Annotated in this window: 8 protein-coding genes and 2 pseudogenes; 8 read left to right on the top strand and 2 right to left on the bottom strand. The window is 66.3% G+C overall.

The genetic code is table 11. The features are described from left to right. Nucleotides 1-30: 30 nt before the first annotated feature. A pseudogene (locus tag V5B59_RS19370) lies at nucleotides 31-1,512 on the bottom strand (NAD-dependent succinate-semialdehyde dehydrogenase). A gap of 15 nt (nucleotides 1,513-1,527) precedes the next feature. Here V5B59_RS19370 and V5B59_RS19365 point away from each other — a divergent pair. The 3 genes and pseudogenes from V5B59_RS19365 to V5B59_RS19355 form a co-directional block, all read left to right on the top strand. Continuing rightward, nucleotides 1,528-2,008, top strand: a pseudogene (locus V5B59_RS19365) (C40 family peptidase); the annotation flags it as partial. 156 nt (nucleotides 2,009-2,164) lie between these two features. Further along, nucleotides 2,165-3,880, top strand: coding sequence for a cation:proton antiporter domain-containing protein (locus V5B59_RS19360; protein ID WP_332352238.1), 1,716 nt, complete (start codon nucleotides 2,165-2,167; stop codon nucleotides 3,878-3,880). A gap of 71 nt (nucleotides 3,881-3,951) precedes the next feature. Continuing rightward, nucleotides 3,952-4,851, top strand: a complete 900-nt coding sequence (locus V5B59_RS19355) for a radical SAM protein (protein WP_034917288.1) — start codon at nucleotides 3,952-3,954, stop codon at nucleotides 4,849-4,851. An 86-nt stretch (nucleotides 4,852-4,937) separates the two neighbouring features. Here the strand turns inward: V5B59_RS19355 and V5B59_RS19350 are convergent, their stop codons facing one another. Further along, on the bottom strand, nucleotides 4,938-5,813 hold the full coding sequence (locus tag V5B59_RS19350; RefSeq protein WP_169069665.1) for a peptidylprolyl isomerase: 876 nt from the start codon (nucleotides 5,811-5,813) through the stop codon (nucleotides 4,938-4,940). A gap of 357 nt (nucleotides 5,814-6,170) precedes the next feature. Here V5B59_RS19350 and V5B59_RS19345 point away from each other — a divergent pair, with 357 nt between their 5' ends. The 5 genes from V5B59_RS19345 (at nucleotide 6,171) to V5B59_RS19325 (ending at nucleotide 16,837) form a co-directional block, all read left to right on the top strand. Beyond that, complete coding sequence (locus V5B59_RS19345) at nucleotides 6,171-6,983, top strand: alpha/beta fold hydrolase (protein WP_169069666.1); 813 nt, start codon at nucleotides 6,171-6,173, stop codon at nucleotides 6,981-6,983. Continuing rightward, entirely contained in the window at nucleotides 6,980-7,867 is an 888-nt protein-coding gene (locus V5B59_RS19340; protein ID WP_169069667.1) for an alpha/beta fold hydrolase, read from the top strand. The genes V5B59_RS19345 and V5B59_RS19340 overlap by 4 nt, the downstream gene beginning before the upstream one ends. Next, nucleotides 7,848-8,636 (top strand): 4'-phosphopantetheinyl transferase family protein, encoded by a 789-nt coding sequence (locus tag V5B59_RS19335; RefSeq protein WP_169069668.1) that lies wholly within the window; start codon nucleotides 7,848-7,850, stop codon nucleotides 8,634-8,636. The genes V5B59_RS19340 and V5B59_RS19335 overlap by 20 nt, the downstream gene beginning before the upstream one ends. 191 nt (nucleotides 8,637-8,827) lie before the next feature. Next, nucleotides 8,828-12,136, top strand: coding sequence for a non-ribosomal peptide synthetase (locus V5B59_RS19330; RefSeq protein WP_332352237.1), 3,309 nt, complete (start codon nucleotides 8,828-8,830; stop codon nucleotides 12,134-12,136). An 84-nt stretch (nucleotides 12,137-12,220) separates the two neighbouring features. Further along, complete coding sequence (locus V5B59_RS19325; protein ID WP_332352236.1) at nucleotides 12,221-16,837, top strand: type I polyketide synthase; 4,617 nt, start codon at nucleotides 12,221-12,223, stop codon at nucleotides 16,835-16,837. Nucleotides 16,838-16,963 lie beyond the last annotated feature (126 nt).

Here is a 16,963-nt window from a genome sequence, read left to right as displayed (position 1 = left end):
CAGGATCAGGTCCGGCGTCGGCTGCCGCGCTCAGGGCGCGACCGTGCTGAAGCACAGGTACTTGATCTCGAGATACTCGTCGATGCCATGCCTTGAGCCTTCGCGGCCGATGCCGGACTGCTTGACGCCGATCCGAAGGGCGCCACCTCGTTCGAGATCAGGCCGGTATTGATGCCGATCATGCCGTATTCGAGCGCTTCGCCGACGCGCAGGCAGCGCGCGATATCGCGCGTATAGAAATAGGCGGCGAGACCGAACTCGGTATCGTTGGCCATGGACGCCTGCGCCTCGCTGGAGAAGCGGAACACCGGCGCCACCGGCCCGAAAGTCTCTTCGCGCGCCACACGCATTGCCGGCGTCACGTCGGCGAGCACCGTCGGCTCGAAGAAAGTGCCGCCGCGCGCGTGCCGGCTGCCGCCGGTGAGCACGCGCGCGCCGCCGGCGACGGCGTCGGCGATATGCGCCTCGACCTTGGCCAGCGCCGCCGCGTCGATCAGCGGCCCCTGCGCGACGCCTTCCTCGCTGCCCGGCCCGACCTTGAGCGACTGCACGCGCCTGCCAGCCCTCGACGAAGCGGTCGTAGATGCCGTCCTGGACCAGCAGCCGGTTGGCGCAGACGCAGGTCTGGCCGGTGTTGCGATACTTGGCGACGATTGCCCCTTCGACCGCCGCGGCGACATCGGCGTCGTCGAAAACGATGAACGGCGCGTTGCCGCCGAGTTCGAGCGAGAGTTTCTTGATCGTCGGCGCGCACTGCGCCATCAGCAGGCGACCAACCTCGGTCGAACCGGTGAACGAAAGCTTGCGCACCACCGGGCTGGCGGTCAGCGCGCCACCGATCGCCAGCGGATCGCCGGTCAGCACGTTGAAGACCCCGCCGGCAGTGCCGCGTCGTGCGCCAGACGCGCCAGCGCCAGCGCCGTCAGCGGCGTCTGCTCGGCCGGCTTGACCACCACCGTGCAACCGGCGGCGAGTGCCGGCGCGACCTTGCGGGTGATCATCGCCAGCGGGAAGTTCCAGGGCGTGATCGCCGCACAGACGCCGACCGGCTGGCGGATGGTCAGCAAGCGCCGGTCGCTGGCCGGGCTCGGGATCGATTCGCCGTAGGCGCGCTTGCCCTCCTCGGCAAACCATTCGACGAAGGAAGCGCCGTAAGCGACCTCGCCGCGCGCCTCGGCAATCGGCTTGCCGCATTCGGCGGTCATCAGTTGCGCCAGATCCTCGGCGTTGGCGACGATCAGTTCATACCAGCGGCGCAGGACGGTCGCCCGCTCCTTCGCCGTCTTCCTGCCAGGCCGGCAGGCGCCGCCGCAGCAGCGGCGATCGCGCGCGCCGTCTCGGCCGCCGCCATCAGGGCACCTCGGCCCAGCGTTTCGCCACTCGCCGGGTCGCTGACGGCAAAGTGCGGCCGTCATCGGCGGCTTCCCAGCGACCATCCAGGTAGCAGTTCGAGCGCAGCAGGCGCGGATCGGCAGGTGCATGGCTTTTCCCCGAAAATCTTGAAAGCTGCAGTTTATACTGTGCAGCATGCGTGTCCACCTGCTCATCGCCAGCACCTTCTCGCTGCTGCTGGCCGCCTGCGCCAGCAAGCCGCCGGCGCCGCAGGCGCCCCGCAACAACCCCCGACGCCCGGCGAGCAGCGAGAAAGGCAACGACGTGGTGATCTTTGCGCTCAGCCTGATCGACACCGGCTACCGCTTCGGCGGCAAGAACCCGAAGCGGGCCTCGACTGCAGCGGCATGGTGTCGTACATCTACGGACGCGCGGCGGGGCTTCGGGTCAGCGGCAGCGCCGCCGACATCGCCCGCCGTGGTCGTCCGGTCGAACGTGCGGGCCTGCGCCCCGGCGACCTGGTCTTCTTCAACACCCGCAACGCCCCTTTCTCGCATGTCGGCGTGTACATCGGCGATGATCGTTTCGTGCACGCGCCGTCGAGCAGGGGCCGGGTGCGCATCGATCAGCTCGGCACGCCCGCTACTTCGCGCAGCGCTTCGAGACGGCGCGGAGCCTACTTCGACTAACGGTCATGACTTTTCCAGGCACCCCCGATCATGAAAGTCATGACCGTTTCCCTCTCCCCCGACCCCTCCCCCGCAAGTGGGGAGGGGGGATTCGTGAGTCGCTGACGCGACTTAGGCATTAAAGGAAGCGATCACCACTCTGCATGGACCCCAAATCATTCGTTGACTCTGCCGTGTTGTTGCTGGTTGTCGCGGCCTTCGCCGTTGCGGTGTTCCGGCATTTCGGCCTCGGCTCGATCCTCGGCTTGCTGGTCACCGGCGTCATCGTCGGTCCGCATACGCCAGGACCTTTCGTCACCAACGAGGTCGAGGGTGTGCGGCATTTCACCGAACTCGGCGTCGTGCTGCTGATGTTCCTGATCGGCCTGGAGATGAAACCGCGCCGCTTGTGGGATCTGCGGCGCACGCTGTTCGGGCTCGGTTCGCTGCAGATCGTCGTCTCGGCGCTGGCCATCGCCGCCTATTTCAAACTCTTTCAACCGGACTGGTCGACCGCCCTCCTGATCGGTAGTAGCTTCGCGCTGTCCTCGACCGCGTTTGTGGTGCAGATGCTCAGGGATCAGGGCGACATCGCCAGCCGGCACGGCCAGACCGCATTCGCCGTGCTGCTGATGCAGGATATCGCGGTGGTACCGCTGCTGGCATTGGTCCCGATCCTCGCCGACACTGGCGCCCTGGCCACGGAAATCCCCTTGTGGAGACAGATTGGTCTGGCAGTGGCGATGGTGGCGATGGTGATCATCGGTGGGCGCTACCTGCTCCCCCGTGTTCTCGATCATCTGGCCCGCACCAACAACCGCGAGGCTTTCCTGCTGACGGCCATGGCCTCGGTGTTCATCGCCGCGATGGCCATGGAACATGCGGGCATGTCGATGGCTTTGGGGGCATTCCTGATCGGGATGATGCTCTCGACCTCGCGCTACAGCATTCAGATCGAGGCCGGCATGGAACCTCACAAGGGTCTGCTGATGAGCCTGTTCTTCGTTGCCGTCGGCATGTCGGTGGACGTCGGTGCGCTGACGCAGCATCCATTCGAGTTTGCCCTGCATGTTCTCGCGATCATCACCATCAAGGCGATTGTGCTCTTCGTGTTGTGTCTGTGCTTCGGCTCCGGCCGCAGCACCGCGTTGCGGGTCGCTTTTCTGCTCGCGCAGGGGGGCGAGTTCGGCTTTGTGCTGTTCGGTTCCGCCAAGGCCTTGGGGGTGATCGACGATTTGATCTTCGTGATGGCCGTGGCGATCATTTCCGTCACCATGCTCCTCACGCCGCTGCTGGTAAAGCTCGGGAACTGGCTGGCGCTACGCGTAGAGGATGCGCCGGCAGACATTCACGACCGCTTCCGCCATACCGCGCAAGGAAAGGAATTCGCTGCCCGGGTGGTGATCGGCGGCTATGGTCGCGTCGGCCACACGGTGGGCACCATCCTGGCCAATAGCGGTATCTCCTGCATCGCTTTCGACACCGACGCGGTACTGGTCGCCAAATGGCGCAGCGAAGGTCATCCGGTGTTCTATGGTGACATCGGAGACCCGGAATTGCTCGCCACTTCGCCAATGCAAGGGGTCGATCTGGTGGTCCTGACCATCGACGACCAGCACACTGCCGTTCGCGCAGCCGCGATGATCCGCTCGCACGCGCCGGAGGTGACCATCGTCTCGCGCGCCCGCGACCTGGCCAGCTGCGAGGCCCTGCTGCGAGCCGGCGTCAACAAGGCCTATCCTGAACTTCTGGAGGCCAGCCTGCGTCTGGCAGCGGAGGCCCTGGAGGCTCTCGGCACTTCCACTGACGACACCTCCCTGCTGCTGCGCGGTGTGCGCGATACCGATTATGCGCTGGTGCGTGAGAGCGAGGAAGAATGAGTCGCTGACGCGATTTTCGCATTACTATTCAATATCCGTGAATCAGCCCACATCCAGATCAGTTACATGCCATGCTGTCCGTGCTCCCCATCCGTTACGTCGAACCCGTCTACCGGCCGCCGAGTGAAGCAGAATCGCTGATCCTGCCGGTGACCGACGGCTGCTCGTGGAATCACTGTACTTTTTGCGAGATGTACACCGCGCCGCAGAAGCATTTTCGAGCACGCGACGAAACCGAGGTGCTGGAGAGCATCGAGCGTACCGGCGAACGCTTCGCCGACGCAATCCGGCGCGTCTTCCTCGCCGACGGCGATGCACTGGTGCTGCCGACGCGCCGCCTGCTCAAGATCCTCTACGCCATCCGCGAACATCTGCCGGCCGTTCGCCGGGTGTCGAGCTACTGCCTGCCGCGCAACCTGCGGAAGAAGTCGGTCGAGGAACTGCGCGAACTCGCCGCAGCCGGCCTGTCGATCGCCTACGTCGGCGCCGAATCAGGCGACGACGAGGTGCTGGAACGGGTCAACAAGGGCGAAACCCATGCCTCGACTCTCGATGCGCTGAACAAGCTCGGAGCCGCCGGCATCAAACGCTCGGTGATGATCCTCAACGGTCTCGCTGGCCCGGATCTCTCGCTGCGGCACGCCGACCACTCGGCGCGCCTGCTCAACGCCACCCAGCCCGAGTATCTGGCAACGCTGGTCGTCAGTTTTCCGCTCGGCGAGGAACGCTTGCGCGGAAATTTTCCCGGCTGGCGAGCGCTCAGCCAGCGTGAACTGTTTGTCGAAATGGAGCATTTTCTCGCAGGGCTGGAACTCGAACGGACCGTGTTTCGCAGCGACCACGCGTCGAACTGGCTGATCCTCAAGGGAACGCTTGGCGCCGACAAGGCGCGCCTGCTGCGGCAGGTACGCGACACCATCGCCAACCCGGAAGCAGCAGCACTGCGGCCGGCGTGGGCACGTGGGCTATAAATGGCGGCCGATGATCCGCGCTGCGGCGAACTGATCCGGCAGGCCGATGGCCTTCTGTCTGGTCTAGCAGTGGCCGGTGGTGGTCATCAGTATCCGGCCTGCGCCGCGACGTTCAGCCAGGAAGCCGTGTCCCCCAGCAGACCAATGTCGGGAGAGATCGACGGCAGCAGGTACCAGACCTTGGCGTTGGCGGTAGCCACGTAGGCATTGGAACCGGCGTAGTAGCGGAAGGTATAGCCCGACGCCACGCCGGCCTGGCCGTGCGCAGGCGAGAGGTACTGCGGATACGCTGCCTCCAGATAGTTGAAGACGCGGTCGGAATCGCTCTGAGCGGAGAGCGGCGGGAATTCAGTCACCTCGGTCAGGCGAACCACATGCTCGCGCAGGATGGTGCTGCCGCTGAAGTTGACCACCGGCAGATTGGTAAAAGCGCCACCGGCATTGACCGTGCTCAGTGCCGCAATCCTGTCCACCACGGCCATGCCCGGCGTGGTCACCCGGCCAAACACCGTGAAGCCGCCATTCTGGGTGTCCAGGTTGGATGCGTTGTTGCCCAGGTTGAAGAAGAACTCGCTGGTGGCACTGTTGGGGTCGCCGCCGAGCTTGGCCATCGCCACCGTGCCGCGCACATTCGAACGTGCGACGCTGAACTCGTTGACCACCGGAGGAAGGGTGGTGATGTGGCCGGCGTAGCCGCTGCCGGGCCACGCATATCCGCCCAACTGCACGACGAAACCGGGCATGCTGCGGTGGATGAAATTGTCCACATAGGCCCCGCTGCGCACATAGCGGAGGAAGTTGGCCACCGTCTTCGGCGCAGCGGTATCGTAGAGCTGGATATCGATCGCGCCCTGCGTGGTATGCAGTCGGACCATCGTGGACTGTGCCCACGCAGTGATTGCCAGGGCAAGACCCGCCACGGCCAGCAGGCCTTGGCGCAGCAGACGCAGGGAGGTATTCATGACAGTCATCGGTAGTTGGGAGGGAGAAACGAATTATCCTGCCAAACGAGAGGAAATTCAACGCTTTGGCCAGACTGACAGCCCTGAAGCCAGCGTATTGACGACATCTGCCATGCGTATGCGGAGGTGGTAGCCGAGCATGGCATTCCAGGGCAAAGGCATGCTCGCTTCAGGGCTGTGCTCCCCCCATCTCTGATGTTTACAACAGGTGACGCGGTCGTCACAATACCGTTCTCGGGGTGTCAGGATCCTGGGTCGCTCGCCCTTCTTACAGGCGAGAGCGCGAGCCCCTTGAGTAGGTGCAGAGAGATCCTCGGCCCGGCCAGGAAGCCAGGCCCGAGAGGGGGAAGCTCGACCATGCGTGATCCAACCATCACGGGATACATGGGGGCTGCGGACAGGCAGCTCTTCTACTGTTTTGACGCACCACGGCGAGCAAGAGCGCGCCCCTTCGGTTTCGTCCTCTGCCCTCCGTCAGGGCGCGAATACGTCTCCACCCACCGCGTCTTTCGACAATTCGCCAGCCGTCTGGCGCGCGCCGGTTTCCCGGTGCTGCGCTTCGACTACTTCGCAACGGGCGATTCTGCCGGCGAGGACAGCGAAGGCAGTGTGGAGCAATGGCTCGATGACGTCGCCACAGCGGTGAACACCTTCCGCAATCATAATCCCGGCGCGCCGGTCTGGCTTGCCGGCCTGCGCGTCGGCGCCAGCCTGGCTGCCCTGCATGCCGAACAGCACCAGGACGTCGACGGCCTGATCCTGTGGGACCCGGTGGTGAACGGCAATCGCTACGTGGATCAGCTGCTCGAAGCCCACCAGCAGCGCTTCCGCCAGACGGTCGGGCGCGATCAGACCACCTCGGATGCAGACGGGATGCGCGAGATTTTCGGTTTCCTCCTCTCTCCCCGCCTGGAAAGCGGCCTGCGCGCCATCGACCTCGCCACCCTGCCGCGGGCCCCTGCCCCGCAGGTGCTGCTGATGAGCAGCAGCCCGCAGGCCGACCCGGATGACTTGGGTAACCGGCTCGCTGCGCTTGGTGCAAGCGTCGATCGGAAACACGTGCTGTGGCCCGAACTATGGGCCGAGGGAGCAGAAATGAACGACGTACTGATGCCGCCGGCGCGTGTTCTGCAGGCAATGGTCGAATCGGTACAGGGAGGTCGGCGATGATCGAGCGCGTTCTCCGTTTCGGGGACAGCGATAACCTGATCGGCATCCATACCTCCAGCGCCGCGTCCAGCAAACGTCCCGGCATCGTGCTGGTGAATTCCGGGGTCGTTCATCGTGCCGGTCCCAATCGACTGTACGTGAATATTGCCCGGCAACTCGCTGCCGTCGGCTACCCGGTGCTGCGCTTCGACCTCTCGGGAATCGGCGACAGCAGCCCACGCAGTGACGCGCTGAGCTTCGAGAAGAGTGCCATCAGTGAAACCTCGGCAGCGATGGCCGCGCTCGGTGCCGAGAGCGACTGCAGCGGCTTCATCCTGTGCGGGATATGCTCGGGGGCCGACATCTCATTTCTCACCTGCCGCGACAACCCGGCGGTGCTTGGCGCCGTGCTGATCAACGGGCGCGGCCTGCATGGCGTCACCGACGACTCTGGTGATGCGATTGATGCTGGCATCAACAGTACCCTGCGCGCCAGCGAATCGGCGCGCTACCTCTGGAAGAGTGCCCTCTTCAACTCGGCTAGCTGGCGCAAGCTGCTGAGCGGGCAGAGCAATCCCATCGAACTGCTGCGTGTCGTCGGCCGGCAATTCCTGCGGCGCTTCATCGGCAGCGAGCAGGTCCCGGAAAATGCACCGGAACTGCGCGCTGCCTTCCACTGCATCCTCGATCGTGGCACCGCCCTGCTGATGGTGTACTCCGAAGGCGACCCTGCCCTCGACTACATGCAACTGATGCTGAGCAAGGAAATGACGAGGATTGCCAGCTACCCGAACTTCGCCGAGATCCGCATGCCGGGAGCCGATCACACCTTCACCGCGCGCCATCACCGCGACGAACTGATCGCCGCCCTGCGCCGTTGGGCCGATGCCCACTTCGCCGCCTGAAACGCGCGCGCCGATCACGCTGGCAAACATTGCCGAACTGCTCGACAAGGCGCCTGCCCCACTGCTGTCCGGCGACGACCTCCACCTCTGGCTGCTGCCCCTCCCGATTGAGCACGAGGCGCTGCGGCAAACGATCGAAAAGCTCCCCGCTGCCGCCGAGCGTGCCAGCGCCGCCCGCCGGGTGTTCGCCGCAGACCGATTGCGCCAGATACAATCTCGCGGCCTGCTGCGACACCTGCTCGGGTATTACCTCGCACGCGACCCGCAAGGCCTCGACTTCACCACCAACGACTACGGCAAACCAGCACTGAGTACGGCCGGCGGACTGCAGTTCAACCTTTCCCACTGCCGGGATCGCGTTCTCATCGGGCTGACCCGCCGGCTACCGATCGGCGTAGATCTTGAGCGCATCCGCCCCTTGCCCAACCGGTACGCGCTCGCCACCCACTGTTGCAGCGCCGACGAATTGAACTGGCTGGCCGGCAGGTCAGCAAGCGACCAGGACCGGGATTTCTTCCGCATCTGGACCGCCAAGGAAGCCGTCCTCAAAACCCTCGGCACAGGCCTCGCCCGCCCGCCCGAGCAGGTCACGATCAGCCTTCCCAATACCGACTCCGGATTCGCCAGGGTGACCGGAGCGGGTTCGCCCTGGACGCTCTTTTCCACCTGCCCCGACGCCGACCACGCCATCGCCGCGGGCATCCGGGCAGTCATCAGCCGCGGACAGATTCGTTGCTTCCACGTCGCAGGCGAGCGCCTTGATCAGTAGCCAGGGTTGTCAGGAATATATTTGAAGTGCCCACGGCAGTGTACTAAATGTACTAGACTGTATGAACAGATTCGACCCCATGGTACCGGAGAAAATGCCAGCAAGAGGTCGAGCGCAGGGGTCAGCCGGAACCGCAGCGGCGGGCGGCAAGCCCATAAGAACAAAGCAATCCACAGGGTCAGGGAGAGATCATGTCTTGCCAAGTAAACGATGCCGCCTGTTTGGAACAGGTTGCGCAGTTGCTACCCATATGTCATCATGGGTGCCCGATTCCTCGCCGGACGCAGGCCCAGGAACGAATCTGGTTCCTGGAGCAAGCCTATCCTGGCCACGCCCTCCTCCGCGTCGCCAGCGGCGCGCGCATCGTCGGGCCTCTCTGCACGGACGCCCTGCAGAACGCCATTGACCGGGTCTGCGCTCGTCATGAGGTGCTCCGGAGCAGCTTCGGAGCCCCGCCGCAAACGCTCTCCGTCACCAGCCCTGCACTGACCGTCGACAGCCTCTCGGAAACGCCCGGCAGCACTGCCCAAGCACGCGCGCGCCAACGCTGGATCGCCGTCAACGCCGGCACACCGCAGGATCTCGGCCAGCCGCCACTGCTGCGGGCACAGCTGCTGCGCCTCGCCGATACCGAGCACCTGCTGCTGCTGTGCGCCCACCGCTACATCTGTGACGAGGAAGCCCTCGACCTGCTGCTCGGAGAGATCGCGAACAACCTCGACGGCCGCCTGCCAGACGGCCCGGCGGCACCGACCTTCGCCGATTTCGTTGCCTGGCAACACCCGCAGCAGGCCACCCTCCTCGCCCACTGGACAGAACGGCTCGCCGGTGCGACGGCGCTGCTGGAACTGCCGACCGACCACGCCCGTCCAGCGATCCGGAGCTACCAGGGCGCCAGCCTGCCGCTGCCGCTGCCAGCGCCGCTCGTAGACCGTTTGCGCGCACTCGCGGCAAGGCACGCGCTGGACCTGCCAGGGGTATTCCTGGCGGCTTTTGCCGCCCTGCTGCAGCGCCACAGTGGCCAGAACGACCTGGTGATCGGCCTGCGCAGCAGCTACCGGGCGCAAGCGCCCTTTTCCCGGCTGGTCGGCCCGCTCGACAACATCCTCGCGCTACGCCTGCAGATCTCGGCCGACGCCGACACCGACACCCTGCTGCAGCGCTGCGGCGAAGCCCTCGCGGATGCCCGCGCACATGCCGGACTGCCCTTCGAGCGCCTCATCGAAGCCCTGCAGCCCAGCCGCAACCTCGGCTACGCACCGGTCTGCCAGGTGCTCTTCGACTACCACACGGCGCCCCCCGTGACGCTGCCGGCCGGCGCCGTCACGCTGCACCCCTTCGCCGTCGATCTCGGCAGCGCCGACCATGACCTGAGCCTGCGTGTCGACGAGGATGGCGACCATCTCGTCGCCCGCCTGATCTATGATCCGGCGCTGTTCGACGAAACCACCCTGCAGCGACTTGCCGGCCACTATCTGAACCTGCTCGACGATCTCGCCGCCGACACCCGCAAACCAGCGGCCACGCTGCGCCTGCTTGGCGACAGCGAATGGCGGCAGCTTGTCGACGAGTGGAACGCCACCGACGGCGACTACCCGGCCGATTCGTCGCTATCGCGCCTTTTCGAGATACAGGCGGACCGCAGTCCCGACGCGCCGGCCATTCTCGGCGTCGGCACGGGTCTGAGCTACCGGGAACTCGACCAACGTTCCAGCCAGCTTGCGCACCACCTGCGCCAGATCGGCGTCGGACATGAAACCCTGGTCGGCGTCTCGATGGAACGCTCCCCCGAGTTGTTCGTCGCCGTCCTGGCGATTCTCAAGGCGGGTGGCTGCTACGTGCCGATCGACCCCGGCTACCCTCGTCATCGCGTCTCCGCCATGCTCGCAGACAGCGCCGTCGCACTGCTTCTCACCAAGACGCGCTGGCTGGCGGCACTGCCCCCCCAGCACGCCGAGGTGCTCTGTCTCGACCGCGACTGGCCGGCAATCGCCCGCCAGGCATCCACTCGCCCGCTCAGCCCGGCTGGCGCCGCCAGCCTGTGCTACGTGGTGTTCACCTCGGGTTCGACCGGGCGACCGAAGGGCGTCCTGGTCGAGCAGCGCCAGCTCCTCAACCGCCTGGCCTGGATGTGGCGGGAATATCCCTTCGTTGCCGGCGATGTCTCCGCCTGCAAGACCGCCCTCAACTTCGTCGATTCGCTGTGGGAACTGCTCGGCCCCTTGCTGCAGGGCGTGCCGAGCCTGCTCATCCCGCAACCGGTGCTCCTCGATCCACAGGCCATGGTCGCCCTGCTCGCCGAATACCGCGTCACCCGGATGATGCTGGTCCCGTCGCTGCTGCGCATGCTGCTCGACGCGCACGAAGTGAGTAATGCCCCCAACCAGCTCGCCGCCCGCCTGCCGCTGTTGCGCGAATGGTGCATCGGCGGCGAACCTCTTGGTATCGAACTCGCCCGGCGCTTCGCACGGGCACTGCCGGGACGTCTGCTGCTCAACCTCTACGGCCTCTCGGAAGCCTTCGATGCCTGCTTCTTCGACGCTGGCCAGCTTGCCGACAGCGATACCCTGGTACCGATCGGACGCCCGCTGGCCAACGTTCAGGCCTATATCCTCGACGCCCACCGCCAACCGGTGCCGGTCGGCGTCATCGGCGAACTCTACGTGGGCGGCGCCGGACTCGCCCGCGGCTACCTCGGCAGCCCCGAATTGAGCGCCGAGAAATTCATTCCTAACCCATTCCGCAAGGAAGCCGGCGCCCGCATCTACCGCACCGGCGATCTGGCCCGCTACCGCGCCAACGGGTTCATCGATTACCTGGGCCGCAGCGACCATCAGGTCAAGATCCGCGGCTTCCGTATCGAACCCGACGACGTTGGCAGCGTCCTTTGCAGTCACCCGGACATCCTGGAAGCGGTGATCGTCGCCCGTCCCGACGCCCGCGGCGAACTCGCCCTCGCCGCCTACTATGTTGCCCGCGCAGCCAGCACCCTGGCAGCCGGCACGCTGCAGCCCTGGCTGCGCGAACGCCTGCCCGAGTACATGGTGCCCAGCAGCTACACGGCGCTGGCCGCCCTGCCGCTGACACCCAGCGGCAAAGTCGACCGCCTGTCGCTGCCCGCACCTGACAACTGTCCGCAAGCGCCGGCCGCGTCCTATCTGTCCCCGGACGACGCCACCGAGCAAGCCATCGCTGCCATCTGGCAGGCGGTGCTGCTGGTCGAGCGAGTCGGCAGCACCGACAACTTCTTCGAACTGGGCGGCACCTCGCTGCGCATGCTCGAGGTCAATCGCCGCTTGTGCGAGCACCTGCATCGCGCCATCCCGGTGCTGCAGATGTACCAGTACCCGACCATACAGAGCCTGGCGCGCTCCCTCAACGCGGCAAGTGGCCTGTCATCAGCCAGCCCGCCGGCCATCCCGGCCGGTCGGGAACGCGCCATGCAGCGCCGGGAAATGCAGAATCGCTGCCCGCCCGCCGGCAGACGATCGCCCTCCTGAGCCACGGCAGTCGCGCCGCTCCCTTGAAGAGGGACGCAAACCGGACCTTCACATCCCCGCAGCCAGTCAGAACCGAGTGCCGACATGAACCAGCCCGCTGCCATCCCCCACCCCAACGACATTGCAATCGTCGGCATGAGCTGCCGCTTCCCCGACGCCAATGACGTTTCCGTTTTCTGGCGCAACCTGGAACAGGGGGTCGAATCGATCAGCTTCTTCTCCGAAGCCGAGCTGCTCGCCGCAGGCGTCGACCCCGCCCTCCTCGCCGACCCGGCCTACGTTCGCGCCGGTGCGGTGATCGACGACATCGACTGCTTCGACGCTGCCTTTTTCGGTTACAGCCCGCGCGAGGCCAGCCTGATCGAACCGCAGCAGCGGATCTTCCTCGAATGCGCCTGGGAAGCCCTCGAACGCGCCGGCTACACCCCCGCCTCGCATGGTCGTGCCATCGGCGTTTTCGCCGGCTCGGCGATGAACGGCTACCTGATCTACCACCTCGCCACCCGCCCGGACGTGGCACCGTCGTTGTTCGACTTCCAGATTCAGATCGGCAACGACAAGGACTACCTGACCACCCGTGTCTCCTACAAGCTCAACCTCACCGGCCCGAGCATCAACATCCAGTCCGCTTGCTCGACCTCGCTGGTGGCGGTGCATGTCGCCTGTCAGAGCCTGCTCAACGGCGAGTGCAATCTGGCGCTGGCCGGTGGCATCTCGATTGCCGTTCCGCACCGGATCGGCTACCTCTACCAGGAAGGCGGCGTCAATTCCGCCGACGGGCACTGCCGGGCTTTCGACACCGATGCCCGCGGCACGGTGCTCGGCAGCGGTGCCGGCGTCGTCGCGCTCAAGCGCCTCGCCGACGCCCTCGCCGACGGCGACCACATCCACGCCGTGATCAAGGGCTCGGCGGTGAACAACGACGGCAACGCCAAGGTCGGCTACACCGCTCCCAGCGTCAGCGGCCAGGCGGCCGTGGTCGTCGAGGCTCTGGCCATGGCCGGACTGACGGCCGACACCATCGGCTACATCGAAACGCACGGCACCGGCACGCCAATGGGCGACCCGATCGAGATACAGGCCCTCACCCAGGCCTTTCGCGAAAGCAGCACGCGCCAGGGTGACTGCGCGATTGGCTCGGTGAAGACCAACATCGGCCACATGGACGTCGCCTCGGGCGTCGCCGGGCTGATCAAGACCGCGCTGATGCTCGAGCATCGGCGCATTCCCGCGTCGCTGCACTACCGCCGGCCGAACCCGGAAATCGACTTTGCCAACAGCCCGTTCTACGTGAACAGCACGCTTGCCGAGTGGACACAGCCGGTCTGCCGCGCGGGTGTCAGCTCCTTCGGTCTCGGCGGAACCAATGCACACGTGCTGCTCGAGGAGGCCCCAAAGCGTGCCGCCGCCAGCGCGTCGCGCGCCTGGCAGTTGATCCTCCTGTCGGCACGCACGCCCGGCGCCCTCGAGCGCATGACCGAACGTCTTGCCGATCATCTGCGCGCCGATCCGGCGCAGCCCCTCGCCGACATCGCGTTCACCCTGCAGACCGGCCGCGAACGCTTCGCGCACCGGCGCATGCTGGTCTGCCGCGACCACGACGGGCTCGTACAGGCGCTGCTCGCGGGCGACTGCCAGCGCGGTGCCGAAGCGGTCTGCGAACGGCAGAACCGGCCCGTGGTTTTCATGTTCCCCGGCCAGGGCGCCCAGTATCTGGGAATGGGGCGCGAGTTGTACGACGCCGAGCCGCTGTTCCGCGCGGAGGTCGACCGCTGCGCCGAAATCCTGATCCCCCACCTTGGCCAGGATCTGCGCTGCCTGATCTGGCCTGCTCGCGAGGCCAGCGCAGCAGCGCTGCAGCAGACCTGGATCGTCCAGCCGGCGCTGTTTGTCATCGAATACGCACTGGCGCGCCTGTGGATCAGTTGGGGCATCCGCCCGGCGGCGATGATCGGCCACAGCATCGGCGAGTACGCCGCGCTCTGCCTGGCCGAAGTGATGAGCCTCGCCGACGCCCTCAGGCTGGTGGCCGCGCGCGGCCGCCTGATGCAGGAGATGCCGGCTGGCAGCATGCTCGCCGTCGACCTGCCGGAAAGCGCCCTCGTCGATCTCGAAGCCCGCGGTCTGGCGCTGGCCGGGGTCAACGCGCCCGAGCGCTGCGTCCTTTCCGGAGCAACCGAGGCAATCGCCGCCTGCCAGCAACAGCTCGATGCCAGCGGCCAGCCAAGCCACCTGCTGCACACCTCGCACGCTTTCCATTCGGCGATGATGGAGCCGATCCTCGAGCGCTTCACCGCCGTGGTCGCAACGATCCCGCTGCAGGCGCCGCGCCTGCCGGTGGTCTCCAACCTCAGCGGCACCTGGCTCAGCGCCACGCAGGCCTGCGACCCGGCGTATTACGCCAGGCACCTGCGGCATGCCGTGCGCTTTGCCGATGGCATCGGCTGTGCCGCCGGCGACGGCGACCCGCTGTTTCTGGAAGTCGGCCCTGGCCGCACCCTCGGGACGCTCGTCCAGCAATGCGCGGCAAGCTCCGGCAGCGAGGGTGCGCTATGGTCGATGCGCCACCCGCAACAGCAGGAACCCGACCAGGCGATGCTGCTCGCCACCCTCGGTAAGCTCTGGCTGGCCGGGGTCAACGTCGATTGGGCCGGCTTCCATGCCAATCAAACGCGTCGCCGCGAGCCCTTGCCGGGCTACCCCTTCGAACGCCAGCGCCACTGGATCGAGCCCGGTCGACTAGTGGCGCAGGCGGCGGACGAGCGCCCGCCGACACGGGCAACACCAGGCAAGCGCCCTCTCGCCGACTGGTTCTACCTGCCCGCCTGGAAACAGTGTCCCCTCCCCGCCGGCAACACGCCGGCCAAAGGGCCGTGGCTACTGTTCACCACCGGCGAGGGCTTCGGCGAACATCTCGCTGGGCGGCTGCAAGCGGACGGACAGGCGGTGATCCGGGTTCTCCCCGGTATCCAGGCTGGCTGGAGTGGTGAGCGACGCTACACCCTCGACCCGGCACGGCGCGCCGACTACGATAGCCTGCTGGCAGCGCTGGCCAGCGCCGACCAACTGCCGAAGAGCGTCCTGCATGCCTGGAACCTGGCACCGGCTGCCGGCGACCCCGACCGGGACAGCTTTACCCGCGCCCAGGATCTCGGCTTCAACAGCCTGCTCTATCTTGCGCAGGCACTGGGCGACCGCGACTATACCGAAGCGCTCAGAATCGGCGTCCTCGGAACCGGCATCCAGGCTCTGACAGCGGGTGAACAGCCCATTGCCGAACGTGCCGGCGTACTTGCCGCCTGCATCGTCATCGCCCAGGAATACGCCAATGTCGACAGCCGCTGCTATGACCTGCAACCACCGGCCGTCGGTTCCGCTGCCGAGCAGGCACTCGGCCGTCAAATCCTGCGCGAAATCGGCAGCGACGCGCCGGATGCCATCGTCGCCTACCGCGACGGCGTGCGCTGGGTGCAGCACTACCAGCCACGGCATCTGAAGCCCGTCGCCGGCCCGCCGGCCCGCCTGCGCCCGCAGGGCGTCTACCTGATCAGCGGCGGGCTCGGCGCGATCGGCTACGCGCTCGCCGAAGATCTCGCACGCAGCGTGCAGGCGCGCCTGATCCTGACCGGCCGCAGTGCCCTGCCAGCGGCCGCCGAGTGGGATACCTGGATCAGCACGCACGGAACCGGGCACCCGTGCAGCCAGCGCATCGCGCGCGTGCGCGCCCTCGAAGGGCTCGGTGCCGAAGTGCTCGTCATCAGCGCCGACGTCGCCGACGCTGCCGCCATGACGCGCGCGCTGGCGCAGGCCAGGAGCCACTTCGGACATATCGACGGCGTCATTCACGGCGCCGGCATCGTCGCCGAGCAAGCCTTCCTGGCCGTGCAGGACACCCGGCCAAAGCACTGCGCCGAACACTTCCGTCCCAAGGTGGACGGCCTGCTGGTGCTGCACCGCTTGCTGCGCGACGACCCGCCAGACTTCTACGTACTGCTCTCGTCGATCTCGGCGGTGCTCGGCGGCCTCGGTTATGCCGCCTACGCCGCCGCCAACGCTTATCTCGACGCCTACGCTGTGCGCGCATCGCGACAGTCTGGACCCGCCTGGCTATCCATCGGCTGGGATGCCTGGCTCTCCGCCGCGAGCTCGGGCAGGCACGGCATGGGCGCGGTCGTCAATGCACTGGCAATGACCACCGAAGAAGGCGTGGACGCCTTTCGCCGCATCCTCGCCGCCGACCTCGGCGCACAGGTGCTGGTATCCACCAGCGATCTCTCGACGCGCATCGCGCAATGGGTCAAACGCAAGCCGCGCGACGTCGCTGCCGCAGCGGCCGAAGCCGCTCCGAGCGTCATTTACGCCACCGCCATGCAGACGGCAATTGCCCGCGTCTGGGAAAGCGTCCTCGGCGTCAGCCAGATTGCCGCGCAGGACAACTTCTTCGACCTGGGTGGCGATTCACTGCTCCTGATGGACGTCATCGCTCGCCTCAAGGCCGGCTACGGCGTCGTCCTCAATCCGCGCGAAATCATGTTCCAGACCCTGGCCCAGCTCGCCGCCCAATGCGAGGAACGACAGGCCGCGCAGTGCGCCGCGGTGGCTGCCCCGGCTACCGCCCCTGCCACGGCAGTCGGGGCAGCGCCGGAAGCAGAACGTAAGGGCGGCCTGTTCGGCGCCTTGAAGCGCAAGATTCGCGGATAAGGATCAGCAAGCGCTGCCGGTCGCGAGCACCGGCAAGAAGAAGTGGATGCCGAAAACACCAGAAGCCGGATTTTCCGGCAAGACCCACTGCTCCTCGATTTGGCCGGACTGAGCCCTTTCACCTCC

The sequence above is a fragment of the Candidatus Accumulibacter contiguus genome, from assembly GCF_036625285.1.
GTDB classification, from domain to species: Bacteria; Pseudomonadota; Gammaproteobacteria; order Burkholderiales; family Rhodocyclaceae; genus Accumulibacter; species Accumulibacter contiguus.
This window is presented reverse-complemented; position numbering and strand designations above follow the sequence as displayed.

Excerpts from the sequence above, each read along its gene's own strand:
- V5B59_RS19360 (WP_332352238.1), top strand. The coding sequence starts at position 2,165 with ATGGACCCCAAATCATTCGTTGACTCTGCCGTGTTGTTGCTGGTTGTC.
- V5B59_RS19355 (WP_034917288.1), top strand. The coding sequence starts at position 3,952 with ATGCTGTCCGTGCTCCCCATCCGTTACGTCGAACCCGTCTACCGGCCG.
- V5B59_RS19350 (WP_169069665.1), bottom strand. The coding sequence starts at position 5,813 with ATGAATACCTCCCTGCGTCTGCTGCGCCAAGGCCTGCTGGCCGTGGCG.
- V5B59_RS19345 (WP_169069666.1), top strand. The coding sequence starts at position 6,171 with ATGCGTGATCCAACCATCACGGGATACATGGGGGCTGCGGACAGGCAG.
- V5B59_RS19340 (WP_169069667.1), top strand. The coding sequence starts at position 6,980 with ATGATCGAGCGCGTTCTCCGTTTCGGGGACAGCGATAACCTGATCGGC.
- V5B59_RS19335 (WP_169069668.1), top strand. The coding sequence starts at position 7,848 with ATGCCCACTTCGCCGCCTGAAACGCGCGCGCCGATCACGCTGGCAAAC.
- V5B59_RS19330 (WP_332352237.1), top strand. The coding sequence starts at position 8,828 with ATGTCTTGCCAAGTAAACGATGCCGCCTGTTTGGAACAGGTTGCGCAG.
- V5B59_RS19325 (WP_332352236.1), top strand. The coding sequence starts at position 12,221 with ATGAACCAGCCCGCTGCCATCCCCCACCCCAACGACATTGCAATCGTC.